We start from the raw sequence: 25,169 nt of genomic DNA, 5'->3' as shown, positions 1-25,169 counted from the left end.
ACCTGTCACGGCCTTGTCACGGCTGACGGGGTGTGCATGGCGGGGGCGGGAGGGGAGGGCCTACCCGACGCCCTGGGGAGCCTCACCGCATCCCCCGGGCCTTTCTGGTTCCCGTGGGTGCGCCTTTCTGGCTGGCTCTTTCGGCCCAGGATGCCCGAGGCTCCAAGACCACAATATATTGTGGGTGTGAACAGGGCTGATAATAGAGGTTATATAGTGTTACCACCTTGGTTGTACAACTTGCGCCGCTTAGCAGGAGTTATACAACCTACCCCATAAAATATACAATTACGACTACTTGATAATACATATTATGTAAACCTGGCTCGAGATTATGCATTCTAGAAATCTATATATTGTGGTTGACAAGTTATATAACTAAGATACGATTCAGACAGACGGAAACGCCCTTTAAAGACGTGCTTTCGGGTGCGTCCGGGCCTGATAACGGGAGGTGCGGGGCATGGCAAAGAGCGAGAACATGTTCTCTTTGACGCTCAACCTAGACAATGCGCTGTTCGACCGCATGATGGCCTCTATGGAGGCCGCAGGGGTCAAGAACCGGACGCAGTACATCAGGGACGCGATAGAGCGGGCCTTGGACGCCGGGGAGGCCGACCCCGAGCTAGCGAGGGTTGCGCAGGCCATGGACGGCCTCAACGCCGAGGGCCGCGCATGGCTTGTGAAATGCGCCGAACTAGCCGCCGAATCCGAATCGTTCCGCCGATGATCGAGGCCCCCGATGCTTGGGAGCTATGGCAGCTTTTCGACCTGGCAAGGCTTGCAGGGGTGCGCTCCGTCGATTCCATGGCCCAGTGGTTCGGGAAAACCCCTGAGCAGGTGGATGAGGCCGCATACCGCCTGGGCCTTGATGTTTCCATGGAATGCCAAGACCTCCTTTGGTGCGACGAGTGCGCCACATGGCGGACGGAACTCAACGAAAGCGGCAGGTGCAAGGTCTGCAACGAGAGGGCCAAGACCGAACGGGAGAGGCAATGGATAGCGGAACTCTTCGAGGCGATGCCGCCCGATGCCCGCAAGCCGTATGAGCTTCGAGACTCGAGACGGGGCATGGCCCGCCGGGTAGAGGGACGGCCCCGCCTCGTCGTGCCCGAGGGCGCATCTTCGCACGAGAGGGCCGTCTTGGAGGCCGTGCATCTTGCAGAAATCGAGGGCTGGGAGTTCCGGGCCGCGAAGCGTGAGTATGACGCAGTGAAACAACTTCTGCACCGTCTGCGCGTCACGATGGGAATAGCCCCGAGAGGAAAGAGGGAGGCCTCTTAGCGGGGGCCTCCCTTGCTTATCCTCCTGTTCCTCCGTGCCTGTGCGGGCTTTGGTGGCTTTTCCGACTCAATCCCGCAGCTCGTCTCTTCCGTGCCCGTGCGGGCTTTGGGTGCGGGCCTGGGTTCGCGCCTCATGGCGTCGTGTCACGCCTCAAGGGCTTTCCGCATACGTCTCTGGCCGACGCTCCCGCCCTGGGCCTCCGTGCGGGCCTCTTGCACTTGGGAGTGGTTGGGGCCGTCCTCGCTGGCTACTCGCCCGCCTGTCCGGCCCTGAGCCTCCCTCCGTGCCTACTCTGTGTCCATCGGCCCGTTTTCGCTGTCATTATGCTGTGCTTGCCTCCCTGTCGGTTTCACTAGAAACTCGTCAAGTACGGCATGAACCCCGTCTAGCTCCGCCATGCAATCCGCTATGGCGTCACCGACCGCATAGGGCGCATCAGGCTCGGGGGAGTTGATGCCCTCGCGGCAAAGCAGGAGCCGCAGCCTGATCCCCTCCGTTGCGCACATGAGAACGGTCACGGGGTCTCTTTCGGTTCCGTCCCAGTTCCTTTCATGCTTGCCCAGGCGTTCGCGTATGGCCTCTTGCGCCTTTGGTTTGAGTTCGATGCTCCACATGCTGACTTCCTTTCCTCCCCGCCTCCGATGCCCTGAAAAACAGGGGACATTCAGGGGACATTTGGGGGACATTTCAAATAATCCTGGCTGTAGCTAATTCAACCTGTTTCACTTCGAGCAGACGGAAAACAAGCGTTTGAACTAGTGTTATCTATCGTTTCCTAACGTTGCCTAAACATACTTAATTATGCCTCTGACCTGGCCTTTTCCAGCTCGTAATGCGTAGGTCACCGGTTCGAGTCCGGTCATCGGCTCCAGGAATGTCAGGACCAGGGAAAATTCCCTGGTCCTTTCGTTTTCTTGGCGCGAAAGGCCGTTTTCGGGAAAAGTTGCTGGCAAAGGACGCGGATGGGCGGGGCCGACCCCGCCGGCGAGCAGGATCCGTCAACACGTTTTGGCCGACAAGCCCTGAATCGGCCTCCCGATACTTCGGGCAATCGTTGGCATCGCGGCAATCCGGCGAGAGGCAACGCGCATGTCCAGCCGCAGGCAAGACGCCCTGCCGCAGGCGAGACGGCTGGCCATAGGCGAGATGCTCGGCCGCAGGCGAGGTGCCCGAACTCAGTCGATGCGTTGCTTTGGGTTCTGCAAACAGTCCATAACGGGAGGCGCCGCATTGGTGAATGTGCGGGCAAGAATTTCAGGCTCCTCGTTCATACCGCTCCGCACCCATTCCGCACAGTAGTCGCTGGCGCCTACGTTGAAGAAATGTATCGCAGATTCTTCTTCAGGGGTAAGCGCCCTGCCCAAGAGCTCCTTGACTTTCCCCAGGTAAAAGCCGCCGATGTGGCGGTATCCATGCTGGTTCAGAGACGAGTAGTCGCTGTTTCGAAACGCTTTTACGAAGAAGGCCCGCTCGGTGCGCAGACGTTTGAACAGCGCGAGGTGGGCATCGTAGAAAGAGACGTCATTGCCGATGCGGTACAGGGTCTCTTGGACTGTTTGGTCCCAGTACCAGTTGACCACCGCGAATACGTTCTCGAAGTTGTCGTAGAACGTTGTGCGGCCGATGTCGGCAAGCTCGCAGAGCCGTGTGACCTGGACCTTTTCGATAGGGGTGGACTCCATCATGGACTCAAGGGCGCGAACGACGCGCATGCGCGATTTGGGTTCTCGTATAGGCATGGCCCCTCCTGACCAGTCTTACGGTTTATAAAAGATTATATAAAGCTTTGCACGAACATGGCACCGAACACCTTGGGCTACCTGTTCGGTTTCGAACAGGCATCGGGAGTTGTGTGTGGATTGTGAAGGTCCCTGGCCAGTAAGGTAAAGCCATAGCTCAGTTGACTGGAGACTGGGCGCAACCTGGAGGAGGGATCATGAAGACCGATATGAATCGTCGTGCGTTTCTGACCGGGACCGCAGCAACAGGTGCGTTGGCCGCATTGGGCCTGGCTGGCTGTGCCGCTGGTGAAACCGCAGCGCCCGTAGCAGCCGAAGGGACATCTGCCGAAGGGGCGTCCGCCGAAGGGGGCTCGTACCTGAGCCCCGGCAGCTACACCGTCTCGGAAGAGCGTGATTACGACGTCGTGGTTGTCGGCGCTGGCGGTGCGGGCATGTCGGCGGCAATTCGTGCCGCTGAGCTGGGCATGAGCGTCGTCCTTCTGGAAAGCCACCCGCAAACAGGCGGAACCACCATCTTTACCGAAGGGCTATTCGCTTTGAACAGCCCAATTCAGAAAGAGAACGGCAAGAATCCCGCAGACCTCGGATACGACATCTTCACCATGGCCATGGACTTCCATCACTGGTATGCCAACGGCGGCTTGTTCCGTAAATACTGCGACCAGAGCGGCGAGAACATCCAGTGGCTGATGGATCAGGGGATTGAATTCAGCGGCACCGGCACCATGTGCGCGAACGAGTACAACACCTGGCACCAGTATGTGTACTCCGAAGGCAAGCTCTCTGGTCAGAATTACGTCGACCAGCTGACCGCGGCGGTTTCGGCCAACGGTGCTGAGATCATGCTGAACACCAAGGCCATCGACATCGTGATGGACGGCGACACGGCTGTGGCCATTGTTGCCGAAGGGGAGGACGGCTGCGTCCAGTTCAACGCCGCAAAGGGAATCATTCTTGCGACAGGCGGCTATTCCGACAGCCCCGAGCTTATGGCCGAATTCGGTAAAAACCCCGACCGCGTCGACCCTATGGGCGCCGGCGGCCGCGAGGGATTCGGCATCAACGCCGCACGTCAGGCTGGTGGAACGCTGGCCCCAAGCCCTGGCTGCATGGTGTTCTACGGAGGCTGCATCCCCGGCATCAGCTACGGTACGCATCTCTACTGCGCAAGCGCGTTCCAGCCCTATTTCTGGATCAACCAGGACTGCGAAAGGTTCGTAAACGAATACTATGCCGAGCGCAACTTCAGCTTCAGCGGAAACGCCCAGAGCATGCAGGATCGCGTCATTTCGATAGTCACCCAAGCTCAGATGGACAATATGCATGAGAACGGCGGAACCTTCGGCTGCGGCGAATACATCCACGCAGGCGAACCGCTGACTGATCTTTGGGACGAATTCAACGCCCAGAAAGACGGAGGCAACGAAGCCGTACACGGTCCGCTGGACACCCTCGACGATCTTGCGGCAGAGCTCAACCTTGACCCCGACGCCCTGAAGGCCAGCGTCGAGAAGTACAACGGGTATTGCGCGGCCGGTGTCGACGAGGACTTCAACAAGGACGCCCAATATCTGTTTGCCCTGGAAGAAGGCCCTTACTATGCGTTTGAGCTGAAAGCAGGCATCTTCACCACCGTCGGCGGCATGAAAGTGAACAATCAGGCTCAGGTGCTTACCGAAGAGGGGACCCCGATTCCGCATCTGTACGCAGTAGGCTGCGATGCCGGCGGCCTGTATGGAGACAGCTACGACGTGTCCATCTGCGAAGGCAGCTGCCAGGGCTTCGCGGTCTTTACCGGCAAGCTGGCCGCAGAAACCATTGTTGAACAGGCATAACGCATAATCGCGATACGCCGTTCGTTCTGAGGTGCCCCGCCTACCCCTCCTAGGCGGGGCGCCTTGCGTTTTCGGGGGCTTGTTGCGGCAGCCCGTTCCTTTCGGCTAAAACCTCGTTTCGCGCCAAGAAAACCAAGTAGTGTACGACTTGGAGGCCGCTCGAGCGTCGCGCTGCGGCCGTCAGGAATATGCCCAGAAAGAATCCCCAGGTCAGAGCGGTATCTCATTTCGAGGCGGAACCCGTACGCTCCGGCAGGTCGTACACTAGTTGATTTTCTTGGCGGAAAAGGCCGTTTTGGGAAAAGTAGTTGGCAAAGGACGCGGATGGGCGGGGCCGACCCCGCCGGCGAGACGGCTGGCCATAGGCGAGATGCTCGGCTGTAGGCGAATCTTATGCGAAAAAACGATTTTGAGCAGGTCTTATGGCAGGTAGGCGTTGGCCCAGGCGGCACCGAAGCGGTATTCGCCAACCAGGTCGAAGCCCTTGTCGGCCTCGTCGATGATGCGTTTGCAGTAGTCGTAGCCCTGGGGCACGCCCACCACGTCGCCAGGGATTTCACCCACAACGACGAAGGAAACGCCGCCGTTCTCTTCGATGGTACGCTCGTAAATAAGCACGTCGCGGGCTCCGATGATGCCTTCTTTCAGCATGCCGCGCTTGATGGCGACCTTCATCAGCTCGATGGCTCGGTCGTCGTATCCGTCGTGCCAGATGCGCACCTTCTCGCAGAATTCGAAAGTGGTCAACGCAAGCCTGAGCTGGTAATTGTCGACATTCTGACTCTTGGCGCGCAGCGCATCGCGGGCGTCCATCAGGCGATGCGGACCCGTGACCTCGGGATTCTCTTTGGTGGTATACAGCAGAAACGCACGGTGCTCGACATCATGCAGCAGGCAGTCGTACGCGACGGCCACCTTCTTGCCGCAGGCGGGGCATACATGCTCGAACAGCCGTCCGTTCAGCACAAGCTCCATCGCGCGTTCGTCGGTCGTGCTCGTGATGATGGGCCAAACCTCGACGGATCCGGGATGACTGCACGAAGGGCATTTCACCTGGATGGAACGAGGTTGTATCGTTTTTGCCTGCGCCATGGAATCCGCCCGCTTCTAGATGTTCTGATTACTGCGCTAATCGTGATAAGCATATTGTATGCCTGCGAACGCGCGTCTGTCCATTGTTTAAGGCGCGAACGGGATGACCGCCGCGCCGCAGGCGTAAACGACGCCGTGCCAGACCGCAAACCCAGATGGTACGTGCGGGGATCTCGCCAAGCGTCTACAATGTGGAAAACGCCAACCAACTGGAAAAAGGACCTGTATATGAGCGAAACATTCGATGCCATGCTGACCCGCCGTTCTGTAAGGTCTTTCAAGAGCGACCCGGTGCCTCAGGAGCTGGTGGACAAGGTAATCGAGGCCGGCCTGTACGCCGCCAGCGGCATGAACAGCCAGTCCTCCATCGTCATCCAGATAAGCGATCCCGAAACCATGGATGAGCTGCGGCGCGTGAACGCCGAAATTCTCGGTGCCAAGCCGGGGTTCGACCCGTTCTACGGCGCTCCCATGGCGCTTATCGTGCTGGCGAATGTTGACGTCTTTACTTATGTATATGATGGAACGCTGACCATGGGCAACATGATGCTTGCCGCCCATGATCTGGGGTTGGCGTCGTGTTGGGTCCACCGTGCCAAGGAGGAGTTCGAATCGGAGTTCGGCCGCAAGCTGTTGGAGAAGCTCGGCCTCGACGACGAGTGGGAAGGCATCGGCCATCTGGCGCTGGGCTATGCCGACGGACCGCTTCCCGAAGCGAAGCCCCGCAGCGAGGGCAGGGCTTTCCGCATTTAAAGCGCAGGAAACGTTGAATCTGCTAGAATCTACCGCATCGGTAGGGTTAGTCATGCGAGGTTGTCATGCTCGTTTCCACAAAAGGACGTTACGCCCTGCGCTTTCTGTTGGACCTGGCGCAGCATAAAGATGCGGGCGTCATTTCGCTTCAGGCGGTGGCGGAGCGGCAAAACGTGTCGAAAAAGTACCTTGAGCGCATCGTGTCGCTGCTCAGCCCGTCGGGCATCTTGAAGATCACCCGCGGCTATCAGGGCGGCTACCAGCTGGCGCGCGATCCCGAGCTCATAACCGTCGCTGAAATCCTCATGTTGACCGAAGGGGGGTTCTCTCCGGTCCCCATCGATGAGGCGCGGGAATGCCCCGCATCCGCCTTTGCGTGGGAGAGTCTTGAGGGCGCCATCACCCGGTGCTTGGAGAACATCACGTTGCAGGACATTCTCGACCATTCCGATCCAGTGATCGAGTATTACATATAAAGAGTTGGAACGACTGTCGATAGCCGAACGGGTGCATGCTTTCGGGTCGCAAGGCCATTATTATTCATAATGAGTATTGGCCTTTTTGCACCAAATCGGAATATCTCAGCCGATATGATTGATAAATGCGGTACTATAACTAAACACTGATTAGTAAAAAAAATAGGGATAGGAGGTTGAGGGATGGGTTTTGCCCAGATTTTTGCAATCGTTGTCTTCCTCGTTGCGATGACCCTCATCGTTTCGGAGAAGGTGCACCGAACGGTCGTGGCGCTTGCAGGCGCTATGCTGCTCATCATCTTCCATGTCATGGACTTCGAGACGGCCATCGGGCACATCGACTACAACACGTTGGGCGTGCTGTTCGGCATGATGCTCTTCGTGGCTGTCGTGCGCCAGTCTGGCCTGTTCGAGTTTCTGGCCATCAAGTGCGCAAAGCTTGCCAAGGGCGATCCGTGGCATATCATGATTCTGTTCGCCATCTTGACTGCGGTTCTTTCCGCATTCCTGGATAACGTCACCACGGTTTTGCTGATCGGCCCCATGACGCTCACCATCTGCGAACTGCTGAAGATTAATCCGATGCCGTTCTTCATGGTCGAGATCATGTCGTCCAACGTCGGCGGCACGGCAACCCTCATCGGCGACCCGCCGAACATCATGATCGGTTCCGCAGCCGGCTATTCCTTCGCAGACTTCATCGCGGTTGACGCCCCCGTCGTCGTCGTGATCATGGTCGTCATCATCGGCGTGTTCTACGTGCTGTACGGCCGCAAGATGCACGTCACCGACGAGGAGAAGGCTCGCGTAATGGAGCTCGAGCCCGCTTTCGAGGACGAGCACCTGATGAAGCTCTCCGTCGTCATCCTTGCGATCGTCGTCGTCGGCTTCATGATTCACGGCAAACTGGGCATCGAGTCCTCCGTCGTCGCCATTTCCGCTGCAGCCCTCATCCTGCTACTGTCCCGCCGCGACGTCACCAAGGCTCTGCTGCATGTTGAGTGGACTACCCTGGCGTTCTTCGCGGGTCTGTTCATCATCGTCGGCGGCATGGTCGAGACCGGCACCATCGACGCCCTGGCCAACGCGCTCATCGACGTCACCGGTGGCGATGTCTTCCTGACCATGATCGTTCTGGTCTTCGCATCCGCCATCATCTCGTCCTTCCTGGACAACATCCCGTTCGTCGCTACGATGATCCCGATTCTGCTGGCCATGGAAGGTTCCGGCATGGACGTTACCCCGCTGTGGTGGGCTGTCTCCCTGGGCGCTTGCCTGGGTGGCAACGGTACCCTCATCGGCGCCTCCGCGAACGTCGTTCTGTCCGACATCGCGGCCAAGCACGGCCATCCGATCACCTTCATCGAGTACCTCAAGACTGGCTTCCCCGTCATGATACTCACCGTGGTCATCTCCTGCGTCTACCTGATTCTGCGCTTCCCGCCGATGTAAGGTATCGCACCTGCATAACCACAAGAACCCCGGCCGCTCGGTCGGGGTTCTTTTTTATGCTCGGGAGCTCATCTGCGCGGCGAAGGTTCTGTCCAGGCGGATACATAAAAAAGTGCAGTATGATACGCATTTCATAGGTAGTGGGATTACAATAGGTCCGTAAGGCTTTACTTAGGTAAAGTCCAACCCGAAGCATGGGAATTCGCCTGCGCGACCACGGCGTTTCTGAATCTTGAAACGTCTCCGACGAAGCGCCGCCGTGCATCCGAAGGATATGGAGGTGCGCCCGAAAGCTCGATCGACCAATGCGCTTCATTCTGTCCCTTCCGAGTAGACAAGAAAGGAATACGTCCATGAAAAATGCGACAGCACAGCAGCGCTTCAGGTATTGGTTCGACAACCTTATGTCCCGCGGAACAAAATCGCTGCTCCTTGTTCTCGGTGTCATAACGGCAGTGGTCGTGATCATCGGCGGCTTAATCAGCGTCGCGTTGGGCGGTCCTGACGGCTCAGGCGAAAGCTCGGTGGGCGGATCCATCTGGTTCACCCTCATGCATGCCATCAACACGGGCGTGCTTGCCAAGGAAGAGGGCACGGTCGTTTACCTCTTCGTCATGACCATCGTCACGTTGGTCGGCATCTTCATCACCAGCTTCCTTATCGGCACCATCTCCAATGGCATCAAGGATAAGGTCGCCGATCTGCAGCGCGGTCATTCGCCGGTCATCGAAAAAGGCCACGTGGTCATCATCGGCTTCGACGAGAACGCCACGAGCATCCTTGAAGAGCTGATTCTTGCGAACGCCAATCAGAAAGACGCGGTTGTGGTGGTCATGGCCGACAAGGAGAAGACCGCCATGGAGCACATCATTCGGGACCGCATCGAAGACGTCGGCAACACGCGCATCATCTGCCGCAGCGGCAAGCCCGACAGCGTCAGCGATCTGAAGGTGTGCTCGCTTGACACCTGCAAGTCGATCATCGTCAACCTGCCTGACGACTTCATGACGGTCAAGACGATTCTCGCCTGCGAAAGCCTGCTTGACGAGCTGGGCAACAAAGACGCCTACATCACGGCGGTCATCCGCGACCGCGAGGTGCTGGGGCCCGCCAAGATCGCCGGCGGCGACAGGGTGGAGATTCTGAACTTCCAGAAGACCATCGGTCGCCTGATGGTGCAGGCAAGCCGCCATCCTGGCATGTCTTCGATTCTTTCCGAACTGCTCAGCTTCAAGGGCAACGAAATCTACGTCGAGGATATTCCCGCAGCCGTCGGGAAGAACATCCGCGAAATCAACCTGTCCCTGCCGACGTCCACGGCCATCGGCATCGTGCACAACGGACAGAACATCCTCAACCCGCCGACCGATCAGACAGTCCAGGCTGGCGACCAGCTGATTCTGCTGGCCCACGACGACGACGCCACCCGCATGCAGGAGCCGGCTGTGCCCGAGACGTCCGCCTATCAGCTCGAACCCAACGTCTCCGAGGCACCGCACACCATGCTGGTGCTGGGCTACAGCGATATGCTGAAGCAGATTCTGCTTGAAGAAGACGCCCATTCCGCACCCGGGTCGCGCGCCATCGTCGCCGCCGAGCCCGGCAAGATCGATACAGACATGATGCCGAACCCGGACGAGCTGACCAACATCACGCTGGACATGCGCGAATGCAAGATCTATTCCCGCAAGGTGCGCAGCATCTTCTTGAAGTGGTCTTCGACGGTGCGCGAGTTGCTGTCTTTGAAGTCGTCGGTCTCGATGCCTTCGAAAGAATCGATAAGCGCTCGGGCGTCTTCCGCATTCATGACGGGGCGCAGCGCGTCTTCCTTATCCATGGGAACGTAGATTTTCCCGCCCTTGTCGCGCGTTGCGGCGAGGATGTAATACGGACGGTCCTCGTTACCCATCATCGAGATGTGCGCATTGGTTTCCTTGACGATGCATACTCCGTAGTTTGCATAAATGACTTTGTCATCGACTTGGTACACCTAAACCCCCTAACCCTCACGGTGGCCAGGCGTTGGTAGAACGTCTGTCCTGTACCCGTACGTAGGATAACATGCATGAAGTGCCACATTCACCTAATATTTTGAAAAAATACTTGAAAATATTCCATGTTGAAATATAATTTTGCGTTTTGTGCTAATCAGATTTCATTTGGCTCTTGTTTGTACCGTTGGATATAACGCAACGTATAGTGTCTATGCTGACCGTGCGGTGCAGGTATTGCGGTTGGAATCCGAGCCCGTTTCTCATCGAATCCGTATCGCCGGCTCTGCTTAGGCGGGCGCCCGCTTGCACCAACCGCAGCGAGCCTCGCGAAGACCTATTAACCGACCGCTTAACGCCGGTTTGCTTGACAAGGGGCTCGCTCGGACGGATAAAGAGAAGGATTCGTTTCAGAAGATTACCTGGGAGGACCGTATGTTCTGTCCGAAGTGCGGAAACCAATTGAACCAAGACGATGCGTTCTGCGGAAGCTGCGGTGCCCCCGTGGCGGATCGAGCGGATGCCTTGCAGAAAGCGATGCCGCAACCCGAGGCACCTGCGGCGCAGCCGCCCACCCAGGCCCCGAAAAAGCGGGTCGGTGCCGGTATGGTCGCCCTTGCGGCCGTGCTCCTGTGCGGGCTTGTGGCCATAGGCGCCACCATTGCGGTGCTCCATGGGGACGATGCCGATGAGTCAACGGCCACGACGTCCCAGACTGCCGGCCAGACCTCTACGGCGACAGCGGCCGACGGCCAAGAGGTCGTCAGCATGGAACGCCCCGTTCTTATCTCCTTCACCCAGGAAAGCGACGCTGCGTCCGTGGTGCCGAGTGTTGAACCGTACGCCGTCGAAGACGGCCTGACCAACGTGGTCAACGCCAACAGGTTCTACTTGACGGACGAGGAGCAGGATCTGGTGGTCCAAAACGGGTTCGCCGTGTCGGTGGGCCAGGCAGGATACGAATTCTTCGACTCCTACGAAATGAACCGCTACAGCCAGACGCCGAATTTCGTAACCGTCGATTCGATGATGCATACCTACCATCTGTATTTCAGCTACCTCATGAAGAACACCGAGCGCGATTACCTGGCGCCCGCCTTAGGCGAGGTGAGCCGGGCCATGCTCGACGAAAGTCTGGAGCAGCTTGCGGCGGCCGAAGGCACCGGGTGGGAGGACGCCGCCCTGCGCAATGTGGCGTTCTTCGCGGTGGGCGCGAGCCTGCTCGATCCCTCGACCGAGGTGCCGTCCCAGGTGGAGGATGTGGTTTCCGCCGAACTGGCGCAGATTGAAGACGCCGCCGGCATCGCCGAATCCCCGCTGATGGGCGCCGGCAACATGGAAGATTACAGCCAATACGTCGTACGGGGCTACTACGAGGGCGACGAGCAGCTGGAAAGCTACTTCAAGGCCATGATGTGGTACGGCCGCATGAACTTCGCTCAGAAAAACGAGGACCTGGATAGGAGCGCCTGTCTGATGGCGCTGGCGCTGCAGGAAAGCGGCGCTCTGGCGGATTGGGAAGGCATCTACACCGTGACCAGCTTTTTCGCAGGCGCCAGCGACGACTGCGGCTTCTACGAGTACTATCCCATCCTCGAGTCGGTTTACGGCAAAACTCCCTCCATTGACGATCTGGTCGAAAACGAGGATGCGTGGGCCGAGGTCCACACTCTGACGGCGGACATGCCTGCGCCCCAGATCAACTCCATCGCCACAGGGCGCGACGACGACGCCGACTACGAGGAGGAGAACAAGGGTTACCGCTTTATGGGGCAGAGGTTCACGCTGGACTCGGCCATCTTCCAGAAGCTGGTCTACAACGAGGTGCTTGCGAACGACGCCGGCGAGGACCGCATGCTGCCCTGCGCTCTTGATGTGCCGGCGGCCTTGGGGTCCGACGAAGCTCTCGAAATCCTCGAGGAGCAGGGCGAAACCGGTTACGAGAACTACTCCGAGAACATGACCGCCCTGCGTGAGGGCCTGGGCAGCGCCGACGACGACACGCTGTGGTCGGCCAGCCTGTACAGCCAGTGGCTCTATACGCTGGATCCGCTGCTGGACGTGAAGGGCGAAGGCTATCCGTCCTTTATGGCCAACGACCAGTGGACCCGCAAGAACCTGCAGTCCTACCTGGGAAGCTACTCCGAGCTCAAGCACGACACCATTCTGTATTCCAAACAGGTCATGGCCGAGATGGGCGGCGGCGAAGAGCCCGATGTGGACGACCGCGGCTACGTGGAGCCGGAGCCGATGGTGTTCGAGCGTCTGCAGAAGCTGACGGACGCCACGGCGGAAGGGCTCGACCGTTACGGCATGCTGAGCGCCGAGGACGCCGAAAACCTGGAGAAGCTTTCCTCGTTGGCAGGCCAGCTTGAAACCATCGCCATCAAGGAGCTGCAGGGCGAACTGCCCACGGACGAGGAGTTCGAACTCATCCGCAGCTACGGCGGCCAGCTTGAGCATTTCTGGCAGACGGTGTACGAAGGCGAAGCTGAGGGCGAGAATTTCACGGCGCGCGAATTCCCGGCGGCATTGGTGGCCGACATCGCCACGGATGCGCAGTCGGGCACCTGCCTCGAGGTGGGCGTGGGCGACCTTTCAGAAGTGTTCGTAGTGGTGCCCATCGACGGCGAACTGCATCTGACCAGCGGCGTTGTATTCAGCTATTACGAGTTCGAGCAGCCTATCGCCGAGCGTCTGACCGATTCCGAATGGCGCAAGATGATGGGAATCGATATCGGCGACGACGGCAACTTCGCCAAGCCGGCCCAGGACATTGAGGAATGGACCCGCGGATTCCAGGTCGAGCGACCCCGGTAGGCGTGACCCGTACAACGAAGACATATCCAATGGGCGGCGCGCTCGCGGCGGTCCTCGTGGCCGTCGGGGTGGCCGTCCTCGTGCATGCGGGCCTGCTTCTGCCGTCGTGGGTCGATTGGAACGCCGCGCAGGTCGAAGCGGACCTGGACGGCGACGGGGCCGAAGAGGTCCTGGGCCTGTCCGGCCGCCGGATGCAGGTGGTCGAAACCGACGGTTCGGTCTCGCAAGCCCCGCAGGAGTGGAAGGTGTCGGACGCGTTCGCCGTGGATGTGGACGGCGACGGATTGCTCGAAGTGGTAGCTCTGGTGTGGAAGCGGGGCAGTTTCGGCCCGTCGCGCCCGTTCTGGATTGAGAAGGACAATCAGGGGTATTCGCAACATGTCTTTGTGCTGCGGTACGCGGACGGCGGGTTCGACCAGGTGTGGCTGTCTTCCGACATCCGCATGGACGCCCGTAAGGCCTGGTTCGACGACGACGCCCGCCTTCATCTGGTGACCCTTGACGGGCAGGAATCCATCTGGACCTGGGGTGAATGGGGGTTTGTCCTGGTGGAATAAGGAGTCTGCGCTGGTTTCGTTCGGCATTGCCGCTTCAGTACGGGAAACTTGAAGCAGGCCCGACGTCATGCATAGGCTGACCCACGTAGAAAAAAGCCGCCGGGCGCGATGCCGGCGGCTTTCGTATATCTAGAGTGCCCGGGTTAGTTGGCGAACACGCCCTCGGTCCACTTGTCGATGTCCTCGACGCGGATGACCGATGCCACCTCGCGAATGGAATCGTCTGCGGCCAAGGCTTCGACGGCCTTCTTCAGGTCGGCCTCAAGGGCGCTGTGGGTGACGAACACGAGGGTGCAGGTGCCGTCGCCGGTGCCTTCCAGCTGGCGGATGTTGCTGATGGAAATGTTGTTGTCCGTCAGGATGCGGGTGCTGGCGGCCAGGGTGCCCAGCTGGTCTTCCACGGTCAGACGGATGTAATAGCGGGTATGCAGGTTATCGATGGTGCGGATTGGACGGTTCACGCTGAAGGGCTCTGCCTCGGGCAGAGGCTTCTGACCCTGGGAGATGGGCTCGGCCAGAGCGAAGACGTCGCCCACAACTGCAGAGGCGGTGGGGAAGGATCCTGCGCCGGCGCCGTAGAACATGGTTTCGCCCACGGCGTCGCCCACGACGTACACGGCGTTCATGGCGCCGTCGACGCTGGCCAGCGGGTGACCGTTGGGAATCATGGTGGGGTGCACGCGCACGTCCACGCCGGTGTCGGTCTTGCGGGCGATGGCCAGCAGCTTGATGGTGCAGCCCAGCTCCTCGGCGACCTCGATGTCGGCAGCGGAGATGTCGCGAATGCCCTGCATGTACACGTCGTCGGTGGTGATGCGGGTGCGGAAGCCCATGGAGCCCAGGATGGCGATCTTGGATGCGGCGTCGAAGCCGTCCACGTCGGCGGAGGGGTCGGCTTCGGCGTAGCCCAGGGCCTGGGCGTCGGCCAGCACCTCGGCGAAGTCGGAACCCTCATGCTTCATGCGGGACAGGATGTAGTTGGTGGTGCCGTTCATAATGCCAGCGATGGTGAGGATCTCGTTGCCGTTGAGCTCGTGCTCCAGGGCGTGCACCACGGGGATGCCGCCGGCGGCTGCGGCTTCGCAGCGGAAGGAGACGCCGTTTTCGGCAGCCAGGCGGGCCAGGTGCTCGGTGTTACGGCCCAGCAGCGCCTTGTTGGCGGACACGACATGCTTGCCGCTCTTGAAGGATTCCTCGAAGATGTCCATGGCGGGGTGGGTGCCGCCGATGAGTTCGATGACGATATCGATGTCGGGATCGGACACGACGTCATGCCAATCGGTGGTGAACTGGTCGGCGGAAAGGCCCAGGCGATCGGCGTCGGACTGGTACAGCGAGCAGCACTTCTTCAAGTGCAGGTCGATGCCGTAGTTCTTCACGTAATCGTCGTGGTGATTCATGATGAGGCGAGCGACGCCGCCGCCAACCGTGCCGAGTCCGACGAGGCCGATATTGATGGTGCGCATGGTGTTCCTCCCTTTTTATGGATCGGACGGGTCGTTCGGCCCGTGCTTTTATTCGGTGTAGCGGAATTGTACAAAAAAGCCTATCGAAACGGGGCGGCCTGCACGAAAACCGCTTTCAGGCTGGGCGAGCGGTCGTCGCAAGGGTGATACGCGGGTGCGCCACGTGCATGGCGCTGCGTCTCAAGGGTGGCCGAGCGGGCATTCGAAAACGATATGCGGTTTGCTGTTCTGCCAGGCAGCGTCAGCGGCTGTTGTCCGCAGGATTTTTCGACGGAAGCGTGACGAACACGACGGTGGCCAGCATCAGCACCAAGCCGGTCCAATCGGCCCACGTGTAGGCGCTGCCCAGCCACAGGACCGAGAACAGCGACGCGCTTACCGGCTCGGCGCATCCGAGAAGCGAGCCCACCACGCTGCCGACGACCGAGACGCCGTGCATGTACAGGGCGTAGGCGGCGAAGGTTCCGACGAGCACGAACAGCGCCAGCATGAGCCAACCCTCGCCGTCGAGGGAAGGCATGCTGTACCAGCCGGGATTGATGCCCAACATCGGCCCGATAAGGTTCGCTAGCACGAAAACGGGAATGGCCAGCATCGACCCTGTGGCCATGCCGCAGCAGATTACAGGCATGCTGCCGTATGTCCGCATCATGTCGACGGGTTGGATGATGTAAAAGGCGACGGTGATGGCGTTTGCCAGGCCCCAAAGAAGGCCCGCCAAAGGCAGGTTGAGTTGGCTTGGGTCGCCGCCGGTGGCAATAAGGAATGTGGCGATCATGGCGCATGCGAGCGCAGCAAGCTCGAACGGCCTAGGACCGCGGCGCGACCTTACGCAGGAGTACAGCATAATAAGCACGCAGGAAGACTGCTGTAGGATCGTTGCGGTGCCGGCGTTGGTGTAATCCACCGTGAACAGGTATGTTGCCTGCGACAGGAAGAACCCGGCCATGCCGAACACGAACAGGGCCCGAAGGGTCTGGCGGTCTGCAAGCATTTTTCGGATGACGCCAGGGCGCTTCCACTGCACGAGTAAGAAGAGCAGCAGGGCGGCGCAGGGCATACGCACGGCCGTCAGGAACAGGGAGCTGGTCTCGTAGTTCGAGAACAGGAACTGCGCGGTGCCGCCCGAAAAGCCCCAGAGCGATGCTCCGGCAAGCGCAAACAACACCCCCTGCATGAACCTGTTCACTTCGACCTCCATCCTATTTTGCACAGGAGGCATTATAGGCAAGCCGCAAAGCGTGCGCTTGGCTTTTCAAATATTTCCAAATTGTGCGGCGCAGCCCGATGTTGGCGTAACCGGGCCGGGCCTGGGTGCAACTGCATATGAGACTCGATGCCGTTGGAGAGATTGATGGGAGCGCTGCACCAGACCCGAACTCCGGGGTACGCCGAAGGCCGGCCTCAGGTGCCGACGACTTCGGCCGGCACCGGGGCGTACCAAGATGGGGCTGCAATCGTGCGGCTACCCGTCGATGTCGATGTAGCTCGCCAAGATCGATGGCACGGTCTGCGACGCGCCGAGCACGGTGGTATAGGTGTAAAGCCCCGTGGACACGCCGTACACCGTCACGATGTCGTCTTCCAATACGCGGTCTTCCAAATCGGCGTTGTCGATAAGCACGATGACCGGGTCGTCCCATCCACCGTAGTCGGTGGGGGAGATGGACACGCGGTACATGGTGTTTTCAGCATCTTCTGTTACTTGTATGACCTGGCCGTAAACGCAAACGTTCTCTCCTGTCCAGTCGCTTTCGTTGCGGGCCAGATCTTCGTAGGTCACCGTGCTGCAGTCCTCGATGAACTGGTCTTTCGTAACGGTCGTACAGGCGATGTCCACCGAACAGCTCACGCCTTCGGCCTCGATCGTGACCGTAGTGGTTTCGCCTGCGGCAAGGGTGGGTTCGGCGTCCAGCGTGAAATCGGCCACGTTGCCTGCGCTTCCATCGGAATAGGTGCCGGTCACCTCGAAATCGGCGTCGGTCACCACGGTGCCTTCCTCGGTGCTGCCCGTGTACGCTGCGTCAATGGATTCAAGCACGGGCGCGGGCTCTTCGGGCGTTTCGGCGGCATTCGGTTGCGGCGCAGGGGTGCGGTCGATGGGAACTTCCTGCTCGACGGCGGCCGGCGGCTGCGCTGTTTCCGCGGACTGCCCGGACTTCTCGGCGCCGCTTCCGCCAGCCAGCGCACCGGCCAGGATGCATGCCGAAAGCACGGTAAGCGCGATGCGCCCGCCCTTGCTGCCAGGTTTCGAGAAAACCCAGGCCAGAGGTATGCCGACAGGCGGGAACACGATAAGCATGAGCACGACGAACCACGTTCTGCTGTAGAACCGCTCCTGGTCGGCGGGGTTGTCGGTACGGGGCCCGGAAGGGTACATCGATTCGTTCATAATGCCTCCTGTCAGAATACGGATGATGGCGCAGGACGGTTCTGCGCGAATGCCGAAGGGATGATGGGTGTGCTCAGGCAGGCCTCGGCCGGATTGGACGGACATGATCCTGCCGGAGACGGTTCGAGGCATGGTTTGCCCAAGACCCGCATGCGGGCCGAGGGCACGGATGGCCAAAGCCCGCTTCGGGGGCCTGAACTGCGCCTGATATGTTGCAAAGGGGAGACGCCGAAGCGTCAGGATATGAAAAAAGCCCAGCCGTCAAGGCTGAGCTCTATGTTTGAATGGTGCGGGTGAAAGGACTTGAACCTTCACGGGGTTGCCCCCATACGGACCTGAACCGTACGCGTCTGCCAATTCCGCCACACCCGCATGTGCTGTGAAGCGAGAATGTACGTTACTCCACTTGTTCCCGATATGCAAGCAGATTTTTCAAAATTCGAGAAAATATTTTCTGCTGCGGGCCATTCTGTAGATTTGAAAAACCTACTAATATGGTATGTTAAAAGGGTAATGAACCTTGCATATTTTAATAGATACTATAGTACAATCATATATAAAGCCAAGCAATCCGAACTAATGAGAGGTGGTTCATCGTGGAGAAAGCAACAGAGAAAGTCCTGTACAAACGCGACGGAGCATACATTCCTCGCATCGCGGCCGTGCATGATCTGTGCGGCTACGGCAAATGCTCTCTCGGCGTGGCAATTCCGGTGCTGTCCGCCGCCGGATGCGATGTGTGTCCCGTGCCGACGGGTCTGTTCTCCAGCCACACCGCTTTTCCGGGCTGGTACATGCATGACACGACAGACATCCTGAACGACTACCTGAACGCCTGGAAAGGCATCGGCGTGGAAATCGATGCCGTCTACTCCGGGTTCCTCGGCTCGCCCGAGCAGGTAGACATCATCCGTGACATCTACGCCACCTATCCCGATGCGCTCAAGGTGGTCGACCCTGTCATGGCGGACCACGGCAAGGTGTATCCCACCTACACGCCGGAGCTGTGCCAGGCCATGGCCGATCTGGCTGCCGACGCCGACATCCTCACGCCGAACCTGACCGAAGCCGCCATCATTCTGGGCGAACCCATCGGGGATGATTGGGCTGGCGTCAACATCCCTGATGAAGAAGCGTACCGCATCATCGACGCACTGGTGGAGCGGGGCGCCAAGTATGTGGTGCTCAAGGGCGTGCAGCGCGGCGACGGGCTGATCCGCAACTTCATCGGCGGCGTGGACGTGGAGCCTTTCGAAGCAAGCAACGAATACGTCCCGTATATGCTGCACGGCACGGGCGACCTGTACGCAAGCGCCTTGCTGGCGGGCATCATGGCGGGCCGCACCTTCGCCGAAGCCGTCCTGTTCGCAGGACGTCTGACCCACGACGCCATGCTGGTGTCGGCCAAGCAGCCCCACTTCAAGGAGCGCGGCGTGAGCTTCGAGCCTCTGCTGGGCGCCGTGGCGGGTCTGCTTACCGCATAGCCGACCAGGCATTTTCCCCATATATACGGAAAGGGCCGCCCCTAGGGGACGGCCCGACGTGTTTTGCGGTGCGGCGAAGCGCGAGGGGGTTATTCCTCTTCCTCGTCATCGTCGTCGAAAAAGCTCCAATCATCGTCATCGTCGCGCGGCCCGCGGTCGACGTAGGTCTTGCGGGTCTTGTGCTCGAGAATGATGCTGATGATGAGGCTGAGAACCAGGCCCGAGGCAACGAGGATGCCGATGCCGTAATAGGTCTCGAAGATGAAGTGGTATATAGCCATGAAGTCCATGGGTCCTCTTTCCGTATTGCACGCGGGTTATCCGCGATAGCCGCATTTGAAGCAATGGCTATTCTATCCATTGAACGGCTCGATTGACAAGCAATCCATCAAAGCAGCGTGACGGTTGGCGCGGGCTACGGGACGGAAAGCTAGGCAAGCGCCGGTGGCGATGCGCTCTTGCAGATATGGAGCCGTTTTATGCAACGGGAGTGGCTTGAAACGGCATTGTCGGCTCGTTCGCTTGAAAAGGGTGTGGTGTGAGCGTTCTGAGTGGCGCAAGCCCTGCCTTGCTGCGGTATACTCGTTCGAACACCTAAAGATTGGAGTATGAAATGCTGGACATCAAGTTCGTTCGTGAAAACCAAGACGTCATTACCCAGGCCATGAAGAACCGCAACGGTTCCTGGGACGTCGATAAGTTCAATGAGCTGGACGAATCCCGCCGTTCATACATCGCCGACGAAGAGGCCATGCAGGCGAAGCGCAACACCGCGTCCAAGCAGATCGGCGCGCTGATGCGCGAAGGCAAGGCGGACGAGGCCGAAGCCTCCAAGGAAGAGGTCCGTGCGCTGAACGAGAAGATCGCCGAGGTGTCCGCGAAGCGTTCCGAAGCCGAAACCGCCCTGAACGAGATGCTGTGCCGCATCCCCAATATTCCGCATGAGTCCACGCCCGTCGGCAAGGATGAAACCGAGAACCCCGAGGTCCGTCGCTGGGGCACTCCCCGCAAGTTCGACTTTGAATTCAAGGCCCACTGGGATCTGGGTGCCGACCTCAACATCATCGACAGCGAGCGCGCCACCAAACTGGCCGGCTCCCGCTTCGTGCTGCTGGGCGGCCTGGGCGCCCGTCTGGAGCGCGCGCTGATCAACTTCATGGCTGACACGCACGGTTCCCGCGGCTACAAGGAATGGTGGTGCCCGGTCATGGCGAACGGGAACACCCTGTACGGTACGGGCCAGCTGCCTAAGTTCGAAGAAGACCTGTTCCACACCACCGAGGGCCTGTACCTCATCCCCACGGCCGAGGTCCAGCTCACCAATATCCACGCCGGCGACGTGCTCGAGGCAAGCCAGCTGCCGCTGAAGTACTGCGGCTACACCGCCTGCTTCCGCGAGGAGGCCGGCAGCGCCGGGCGCGACACCCGCGGCCTGATTCGCGTACACCAGTTCGACAAGGTCGAAATGGTCAAATTCGCCACCCCCGAGGATGGCTTCAACCAGCTCGAGCTCATGGTCGAAGACGCGGAGAACATCCTGCAGCTGCTGGGTCTGCCTTATCGCGTCATCTCGCTGTGCACCGGCGACCTGGGATTCTCCGCCGCCAAGACCTATGACTTGGAAGTGTGGCTGCCCAGCTACGACGCCTACAAGGAGATCAGCTCCTGCTCCTGCTGCACCGACTTCCAGGCACGCCGCGCCAACATCAGGTACCGCGACCCCAACAAGTTCAAGGGCACGCGTTACGTCTACACGCTCAACGGCTCCGGCTTGGCTGTGGGCCGTACGATGGCTGCCGTCATGGAGAACTACCAGCAGGCCGACGGCTCCATCAAGGTGCCCGACGTGCTGGTTCCCTACATGGGCGGCGTCGAAGTCATCGCTGCTGACCAGCTGTAATCGAATAATCCGAGCCGAACGAACCACTGAAACGCACTCCTATGGCTGATACTCCCAAGCGCCGCTCCGTCAAGGGCAAGAAGCGCGCATCCGCACCCGTCAAACAGGAAGCCGTCGAACAGACGGCGGCTTCCGTTGTTGCGCCCGAAGCCGCTGAACCGCCTGCCGACCAGGCGGCTTCCGACGTTGCGCCCAAGGCTGCGGACCTTGCCGTCGACGAGGCGTCCGCAGGCGAACCCGAGTCCGTCGTGACGGAAACGGCGTCTTCCGACGAGCCGAAGAAGACCGTCAAGAAGCGTTCGGTCAAGGGCAAGCGCCGCGCCTCGGTCCACAAGGCGGAGCCTGCGCCTGAGGAAGCTTCTGCAGGTGATGAAGGGGCGTCCTCCGACGACGGTTCTTCCGAATCGGTAGAGGTCGCCGATGAGGCCACGAAGAAGAAGTCGATTTTCACGTTCCTCAAGGGCGGGAAAGGGGCCGCGGACGAATCCGAGGCCGAGGCCGAGGCGGGATCGGATGCCGAAGGTGCCGTCGACGAGGGCGCGTCGGACGACTTCGACGTGGAAGAGCCCCACAAGCCGACCAAGCGCAAGCCGTTCAAGGGGCGCGTGGCGGAGGACCGCCGTCCAGCCGAGCGGGCGCCGCTTACGGAGGGGTCCATCGACACGGTCAAGATGGCGTTCGCCATTGTGGCCGGGTTCGTCATCGTGGCTGCCGTGGTGGGTCTGATCATGGCCTGGCAGACGTTCTTCCGCTACGACGACGAGCTGGACATCCAGGGCACGTGGCGTACCGAGAACAACACCATGACGGTGGTTTTCGACGGCGAGGCCGTGCGCATGCCCAACAACCTGTTCTACAACTACGAGATGGACACGTGGAAGAAGACCATCACGTACACCTTCGAGGATAAAACCGGCGGCGGTCGGTACGAGTTCTCCGAGGACCGCAACACCCTGAAGATTTACGAAGGGGACAACGCCCAGGGCGGAACCGTTCTCACACTGGTGCGGATTTCGGACGACACGGACACGAAGCCCGAGCTGAGGGGCCAGCCTGCGGAGGCGGAAGACGAGCAGTCCTCCGAAACGACGGACGACGAGGCCGCATACGACGAAGAGGCGTATGACGAGGAGCTGGCCGAATCGGAGGAGTACACCGAAGAATACACCGAGGAAGAGTACGTCGAAGAGGACGTTTATGAGGAGCCTGCCGTCGAGGAGCCTGCTGAGGCCCCGTCGGAGGAGGCTTCCGCACCTGAGGAAGGGCAGGCCGAGCCCGAGGCCTCAAGCGAGCCTGAGCCTGAGAAGCCAGCGAAGTCGAAGGACTCCTACCTGGAGGCCAACGGGGAAGCCGTAGAATCGGGTGACAAAGAACTGACCATCGGCGGAAACGCCATACAACCGGGAACGGGGGCATAAATGGTAGAAGTTTCTCCTGATCATGCCGTTATCGTTGTCGAGGGTTACATCGTCCGACCCGAGCGGATCATCGCCAACGTGCGGGTCACGCACGCGCGGTTCGCAATCACCACGCCGCAGCTGCTCGAAGAGGTGCTCAAGCGGTATCCGCGCCTGATGCAACATGCCTGCATCAACGACGTGGGCCCGACGTTCGCTGCGGTGGCCGACCACACGTCGCTTCCGCATCTGCTGGAACACATGGTGATCGAAGACCAGGTGGCCCATCATGCCGAGGTGGGCATTCCCGACGAACTTGCCGAGCAGGGCGTGACGTCGGGAAAGTTCCTGGGAGCCACCCGCTGGACCGACCGCGACGCGCTTACGGCCCGCGTGGAGGTCAGCTATCTGGACGACCGCGCCGCATTGCGGGCGTTTCGCGACGCCATACGGTGCCTGAACTGCATCCTGCTGGCATAGCGCCGACGCGCGTGATCAAATGCAACACGAGTTCGCCACTTGTCGCAGCAGCGTCGGCTTTTGCCGGGACGTGGTTATAATGGTGCGCGTGTCCCACGTGCAATTCCCAAATATGACTATCGGATAGGAACCCAGATGACGCAAGAAAACGAAACGGTCTTCCCGCTTTGGCGCACCTGCCTGCGAATCGGTGTCACCGTTTTCATCGTGTATTTGGCCATCACCTACTGGCCCATGGTCGCGACCATGTGCGCGGTGCTCATCAACGCGGCGGAGCCGATCATCATCGGTGCCGCGCTGGCGTACATCATCAACATCCTCATGTCGTTCTACGAGCGGCATTACGGCAGATGCTTCAGCGGCGCCTTGGCGAAGAGGCTCGAGCGGCCCGTGTGCATGGGCGGCGCCATCATCACCATCGTCGGCATCGTGGGCGCCATCATGGTGCTGGTGGTGCCGCAGTTCGTCGGAGCCATAAACACGCTGGTCCAGAGCGCGCCCGCAGCGGTCAACAATCTTTTGTCCAACGAGTCTCTGGTGGCGCTGATCCCCGCGTCGGTCGTCGACTACATGAAAGAACTCGACTGGAACACCGTGCTGGCGGACGTGACGGCGGCGCTGCAGTCGGGTATTGCCGGCTGGCTCGCCGGGCTGAGCAACACCTTCACCACCATGCTCATCTGGGTCATGGGCATCATTTTCGCAATGTATTTTCTGGCCAGCCGCGACCGCGTGGTTCCGCAGATCAAGCGCGTTGCGAAGGCCTATATGCGTCCTGAATGGTATGCGCAAGGTGCGCGCTTCGCCGAACTGCTGGACGATTCGTTCCATAAATACGTGGTAGGGCAGTGCACCGAGGCGGTCATCCTGGGCGTGCTGTGCTTCATCGGCATGACGCTTCTGCGACTGCCGTACGCATCCATGATCGCCGCGCTCATCGGCCTGACGGCACTCATCCCCATCGTCGGCGCGTATTTGGGCGCCGCGGTGGGCGCGTTCATGATTCTGACGTTCTCCTGGCAGCAGTCGCTGGAGTTTTTGGTGTTCATCATCGTGTTGCAGCAGATCGAGGGCAACTTCATCTACCCGAAGGTCGTCGGCACGTCGGTGGGCCTGTCGGGCGTTCTGGTGCTCGCAGCGGTCACCATCGGCGGTGCCGTGTCGGGCATCTTCGGCATGCTGGTGGCGGTGCCGCTGGTTGCTGCCGGTTACCGCGTGCTGAAGGAAGACGTGGCAAAGCGCGAAGCGGCCTTCGGGACCGCTGGGGATGGTGCGGCCGAAGCGGTGCAGGAGACGGCTGCCCCTGCGGACGCCGATGCCGCCATAAACCCTGAATAGGTGTAAAACCGCTGTTCGGGCCATGCCGCTGGTATAATGCCCCGAAGTGTGTTTGTACCGAGAGGAGCATTGCTATGCCCGAATCCAAGGCGCGCCCCGAGTTTTTGGGAATGGACCAAGTCAGCGCCGGCTGGCTCAACAAATACGTGATGCATTACCGCATGCCCGACGGCAGCGTGCATGACTACGAGTCGGTGTCCCGTAAGAAGGCGGACGTGTACGGGGCGAACCTTGTCGCCGAAACGCCCGACAAGCCCAAAAGCGACGCCGTGTGCATCGTCGGCATGACCGCCGAGGGCGCCTTCCTTATGACCAGGGAATTCCGCTTCCCCATGAACCGCGACTGCGTGCAGTTCCCGGCGGGCCTGCTGGAACCGGGCGAAGACATCGTGGAGTGCGCCTCCCGCGAGCTGCGCGAGGAGACCGGCTACGACATCAGCCGCAACGCCGACGGCACGCCCGTCATGCTGAGGTATTTCGAGCAGCCGGCCTATTCGTCCTTAGGCATGGGCGACGAGAGCATCGCCATGGTGTTCACGCAGGTGGAGAAGGTGGGAGAAGCGTCGCCGGAGCCCACCGAGTTTATCGATGTGTTCGAACTGCCGCGTGAAGACGTGGCCCGTTTTTTGAAAGAGAACCGCGACCCCATTTCTATCCGCGTGCAGCTGGTGCTTGGCATGGTCGTGTTCAACCCGTTCACAAAGGAGTAA

The 25,169-nt window shown here is 59.9% G+C and carries 22 protein-coding genes, 1 tRNA gene and 1 pseudogene; 15 read left to right on the top strand and 9 right to left on the bottom strand.

The genetic code is table 11. The annotated features are described in order from the left end of the window. Positions 1-463: 463 nt before the first annotated feature. Together SHEL_RS13020 and SHEL_RS13015 are read left to right on the top strand one after the other, a co-directional pair. Positions 464-730, top strand: coding sequence for a hypothetical protein (locus SHEL_RS13020; RefSeq protein ID WP_012799745.1), 267 nt, complete (start codon positions 464-466; stop codon positions 728-730). Beyond that, positions 727-1,284, top strand: coding sequence for a hypothetical protein (locus SHEL_RS13015; protein ID WP_012799744.1), 558 nt, complete (start codon positions 727-729; stop codon positions 1,282-1,284). The genes SHEL_RS13020 and SHEL_RS13015 overlap by 4 nt, the downstream gene beginning before the upstream one ends. A gap of 287 nt (positions 1,285-1,571) precedes the next feature. Here SHEL_RS13015 and SHEL_RS13010 read toward each other — a convergent pair whose 3' ends face one another. After that, positions 1,572-1,898 (bottom strand): hypothetical protein, encoded by a 327-nt coding sequence (locus SHEL_RS13010; RefSeq protein WP_012799743.1) that lies wholly within the window; start codon positions 1,896-1,898, stop codon positions 1,572-1,574. A 561-nt stretch (positions 1,899-2,459) separates the two neighbouring features. Further along, positions 2,460-3,023 carry a TetR-like C-terminal domain-containing protein gene (locus SHEL_RS13005; RefSeq protein ID WP_012799742.1) on the bottom strand — a complete coding sequence of 188 codons (564 nt, stop codon included), beginning with the start codon at positions 3,021-3,023 and terminating at the stop codon, positions 2,460-2,462. A gap of 197 nt (positions 3,024-3,220) precedes the next feature. Here SHEL_RS13005 and SHEL_RS13000 point away from each other — a divergent pair, with 197 nt between their 5' ends. Further along, a complete protein-coding gene (locus SHEL_RS13000) occupies positions 3,221-4,861 on the top strand; it encodes an FAD-dependent oxidoreductase (RefSeq protein WP_012799741.1) in 1,641 nt (546 codons plus the stop codon). 420 nt (positions 4,862-5,281) lie between these two features. Here the strand turns inward: SHEL_RS13000 and SHEL_RS12995 are convergent, their stop codons facing one another. Continuing rightward, on the bottom strand, positions 5,282-5,953 hold the full coding sequence (locus SHEL_RS12995) for a CpXC domain-containing protein (protein ID WP_012799740.1): 672 nt from the start codon (positions 5,951-5,953) through the stop codon (positions 5,282-5,284). Positions 5,954-6,181: 228 nt separating this feature from the next. Here SHEL_RS12995 and SHEL_RS12990 point away from each other — a divergent pair, with 228 nt between their 5' ends. The 4 genes from SHEL_RS12990 (at position 6,182) to SHEL_RS15790 (ending at position 10,481) form a co-directional block, all read left to right on the top strand. Beyond that, positions 6,182-6,706, top strand: a complete 525-nt coding sequence (locus SHEL_RS12990) for a nitroreductase (protein ID WP_012799739.1) — start codon at positions 6,182-6,184, stop codon at positions 6,704-6,706. 65 nt (positions 6,707-6,771) lie between these two features. Further along, positions 6,772-7,182, top strand: coding sequence for an RrF2 family transcriptional regulator (locus tag SHEL_RS12985; RefSeq protein ID WP_012799738.1), 411 nt, complete (start codon positions 6,772-6,774; stop codon positions 7,180-7,182). Positions 7,183-7,365: 183 nt separating this feature from the next. Beyond that, positions 7,366-8,634, top strand: coding sequence for an ArsB/NhaD family transporter (locus SHEL_RS12980; protein WP_012799737.1), 1,269 nt, complete (start codon positions 7,366-7,368; stop codon positions 8,632-8,634). Between the two features lie 353 nt (positions 8,635-8,987). Then, on the top strand, positions 8,988-10,481 hold the full coding sequence (locus SHEL_RS15790; RefSeq protein ID WP_012799736.1) for a potassium channel family protein: 1,494 nt from the start codon (positions 8,988-8,990) through the stop codon (positions 10,479-10,481). A 17-nt stretch (positions 10,482-10,498) separates the two neighbouring features. On the opposite strand, the pseudogene SHEL_RS15785 reads toward SHEL_RS15790, so the two are convergent. Further along, positions 10,499-10,624: pseudogene (locus tag SHEL_RS15785) on the bottom strand (CarD family transcriptional regulator); the annotation flags it as partial. 436 nt (positions 10,625-11,060) lie between these two features. Here SHEL_RS15785 and SHEL_RS12970 point away from each other — a divergent pair. Then, positions 11,061-13,445, top strand: coding sequence for a DUF3160 domain-containing protein (locus tag SHEL_RS12970; protein ID WP_012799735.1), 2,385 nt, complete (start codon positions 11,061-11,063; stop codon positions 13,443-13,445). A 2-nt stretch (positions 13,446-13,447) separates the two neighbouring features. After that, entirely contained in the window at positions 13,448-14,002 is a 555-nt protein-coding gene (locus SHEL_RS14625; RefSeq protein WP_126513834.1) for an FG-GAP repeat domain-containing protein, read from the top strand. A 143-nt stretch (positions 14,003-14,145) separates the two neighbouring features. Here the strand turns inward: SHEL_RS14625 and SHEL_RS12960 are convergent, their stop codons facing one another. The 4 genes from SHEL_RS12960 to SHEL_RS12945 form a co-directional block, all read right to left on the bottom strand. Continuing rightward, positions 14,146-15,468, bottom strand: coding sequence for a homoserine dehydrogenase (locus SHEL_RS12960; protein WP_012799733.1), 1,323 nt, complete (start codon positions 15,466-15,468; stop codon positions 14,146-14,148). Positions 15,469-15,709: 241 nt separating this feature from the next. Beyond that, entirely contained in the window at positions 15,710-16,657 is a 948-nt protein-coding gene (locus tag SHEL_RS12955; protein WP_050749596.1) for a DMT family transporter, read from the bottom strand. A gap of 276 nt (positions 16,658-16,933) precedes the next feature. Beyond that, a complete protein-coding gene (locus SHEL_RS12950; protein ID WP_126513833.1) occupies positions 16,934-17,860 on the bottom strand; it encodes a hypothetical protein in 927 nt (308 codons plus the stop codon). A 285-nt stretch (positions 17,861-18,145) separates the two neighbouring features. Next, positions 18,146-18,232: transfer RNA gene (locus SHEL_RS12945), tRNA-Leu, on the bottom strand. 224 nt (positions 18,233-18,456) lie between these two features. Between SHEL_RS12945 and SHEL_RS12940 the strand changes: the two genes are divergently transcribed. After that, positions 18,457-19,344 (top strand): PfkB family carbohydrate kinase, encoded by an 888-nt coding sequence (locus SHEL_RS12940; RefSeq protein ID WP_012799730.1) that lies wholly within the window; start codon positions 18,457-18,459, stop codon positions 19,342-19,344. 89 nt (positions 19,345-19,433) lie between these two features. On the opposite strand, the gene SHEL_RS12935 is transcribed toward SHEL_RS12940, so the two are convergent. After that, on the bottom strand, positions 19,434-19,634 hold the full coding sequence (locus SHEL_RS12935; protein ID WP_012799729.1) for a DUF6724 family protein: 201 nt from the start codon (positions 19,632-19,634) through the stop codon (positions 19,434-19,436). 323 nt (positions 19,635-19,957) lie between these two features. Between SHEL_RS12935 and serS the strand changes: the two genes are divergently transcribed. The 5 genes from serS to SHEL_RS12910 all read left to right on the top strand — a co-directional run bounded on the left by serS (position 19,958) and on the right by SHEL_RS12910 (position 25,169). Next, the gene (gene serS / locus SHEL_RS12930) at positions 19,958-21,244 is read left to right on the top strand and encodes a serine--tRNA ligase (RefSeq protein WP_012799728.1); all 1,287 of its coding nucleotides are present in this window, start codon (positions 19,958-19,960) and stop codon (positions 21,242-21,244) included. Between the two features lie 41 nt (positions 21,245-21,285). Next, the gene (locus tag SHEL_RS12925) at positions 21,286-22,662 is read left to right on the top strand and encodes a prolipoprotein diacylglyceryl transferase (RefSeq protein ID WP_012799727.1); all 1,377 of its coding nucleotides are present in this window, start codon (positions 21,286-21,288) and stop codon (positions 22,660-22,662) included. After that, positions 22,663-23,121, top strand: coding sequence for a hypothetical protein (locus SHEL_RS12920; RefSeq protein WP_012799726.1), 459 nt, complete (start codon positions 22,663-22,665; stop codon positions 23,119-23,121). A 135-nt stretch (positions 23,122-23,256) separates the two neighbouring features. Continuing rightward, entirely contained in the window at positions 23,257-24,459 is a 1,203-nt protein-coding gene (locus tag SHEL_RS12915) for an AI-2E family transporter (protein ID WP_012799725.1), read from the top strand. 74 nt (positions 24,460-24,533) lie between these two features. After that, a complete protein-coding gene (locus SHEL_RS12910; RefSeq protein WP_012799724.1) occupies positions 24,534-25,169 on the top strand; it encodes an NUDIX hydrolase in 636 nt (211 codons plus the stop codon).

Origin of the sequence: Slackia heliotrinireducens DSM 20476, from assembly GCF_000023885.1 — a bacterium.
Taxonomy (GTDB): domain Bacteria; phylum Actinomycetota; class Coriobacteriia; order Coriobacteriales; family Eggerthellaceae; genus Slackia; species Slackia heliotrinireducens.
The sequence above is the reverse complement of the archived record's forward strand: the minus strand, read 5'-3'. Positions and strand labels throughout refer to the sequence as shown.

Excerpts from the sequence above, each read along its gene's own strand:
- SHEL_RS13020 (WP_012799745.1), top strand. The coding sequence starts at position 464 with ATGGCAAAGAGCGAGAACATGTTCTCTTTGACGCTCAACCTAGACAAT.
- SHEL_RS13015 (WP_012799744.1), top strand. The coding sequence starts at position 727 with ATGATCGAGGCCCCCGATGCTTGGGAGCTATGGCAGCTTTTCGACCTG.
- SHEL_RS13010 (WP_012799743.1), bottom strand. The coding sequence starts at position 1,898 with ATGTGGAGCATCGAACTCAAACCAAAGGCGCAAGAGGCCATACGCGAA.
- SHEL_RS13005 (WP_012799742.1), bottom strand. The coding sequence starts at position 3,023 with ATGCCTATACGAGAACCCAAATCGCGCATGCGCGTCGTTCGCGCCCTT.
- SHEL_RS13000 (WP_012799741.1), top strand. The coding sequence starts at position 3,221 with ATGAAGACCGATATGAATCGTCGTGCGTTTCTGACCGGGACCGCAGCA.
- SHEL_RS12995 (WP_012799740.1), bottom strand. The coding sequence starts at position 5,953 with ATGGCGCAGGCAAAAACGATACAACCTCGTTCCATCCAGGTGAAATGC.
- SHEL_RS12990 (WP_012799739.1), top strand. The coding sequence starts at position 6,182 with ATGAGCGAAACATTCGATGCCATGCTGACCCGCCGTTCTGTAAGGTCT.
- SHEL_RS12985 (WP_012799738.1), top strand. The coding sequence starts at position 6,772 with ATGCTCGTTTCCACAAAAGGACGTTACGCCCTGCGCTTTCTGTTGGAC.
- SHEL_RS12980 (WP_012799737.1), top strand. The coding sequence starts at position 7,366 with ATGGGTTTTGCCCAGATTTTTGCAATCGTTGTCTTCCTCGTTGCGATG.
- SHEL_RS15790 (WP_012799736.1), top strand. The coding sequence starts at position 8,988 with ATGAAAAATGCGACAGCACAGCAGCGCTTCAGGTATTGGTTCGACAAC.
- SHEL_RS12970 (WP_012799735.1), top strand. The coding sequence starts at position 11,061 with ATGTTCTGTCCGAAGTGCGGAAACCAATTGAACCAAGACGATGCGTTC.
- SHEL_RS12960 (WP_012799733.1), bottom strand. The coding sequence starts at position 15,468 with ATGCGCACCATCAATATCGGCCTCGTCGGACTCGGCACGGTTGGCGGC.
- SHEL_RS12950 (WP_126513833.1), bottom strand. The coding sequence starts at position 17,860 with ATGAACGAATCGATGTACCCTTCCGGGCCCCGTACCGACAACCCCGCC.
- SHEL_RS12935 (WP_012799729.1), bottom strand. The coding sequence starts at position 19,634 with ATGGACTTCATGGCTATATACCACTTCATCTTCGAGACCTATTACGGC.
- serS (WP_012799728.1), top strand. The coding sequence starts at position 19,958 with ATGCTGGACATCAAGTTCGTTCGTGAAAACCAAGACGTCATTACCCAG.
- SHEL_RS12925 (WP_012799727.1), top strand. The coding sequence starts at position 21,286 with ATGGCTGATACTCCCAAGCGCCGCTCCGTCAAGGGCAAGAAGCGCGCA.
- SHEL_RS12920 (WP_012799726.1), top strand. The coding sequence starts at position 22,663 with ATGGTAGAAGTTTCTCCTGATCATGCCGTTATCGTTGTCGAGGGTTAC.
- SHEL_RS12915 (WP_012799725.1), top strand. The coding sequence starts at position 23,257 with ATGACGCAAGAAAACGAAACGGTCTTCCCGCTTTGGCGCACCTGCCTG.
- SHEL_RS12910 (WP_012799724.1), top strand. The coding sequence starts at position 24,534 with ATGCCCGAATCCAAGGCGCGCCCCGAGTTTTTGGGAATGGACCAAGTC.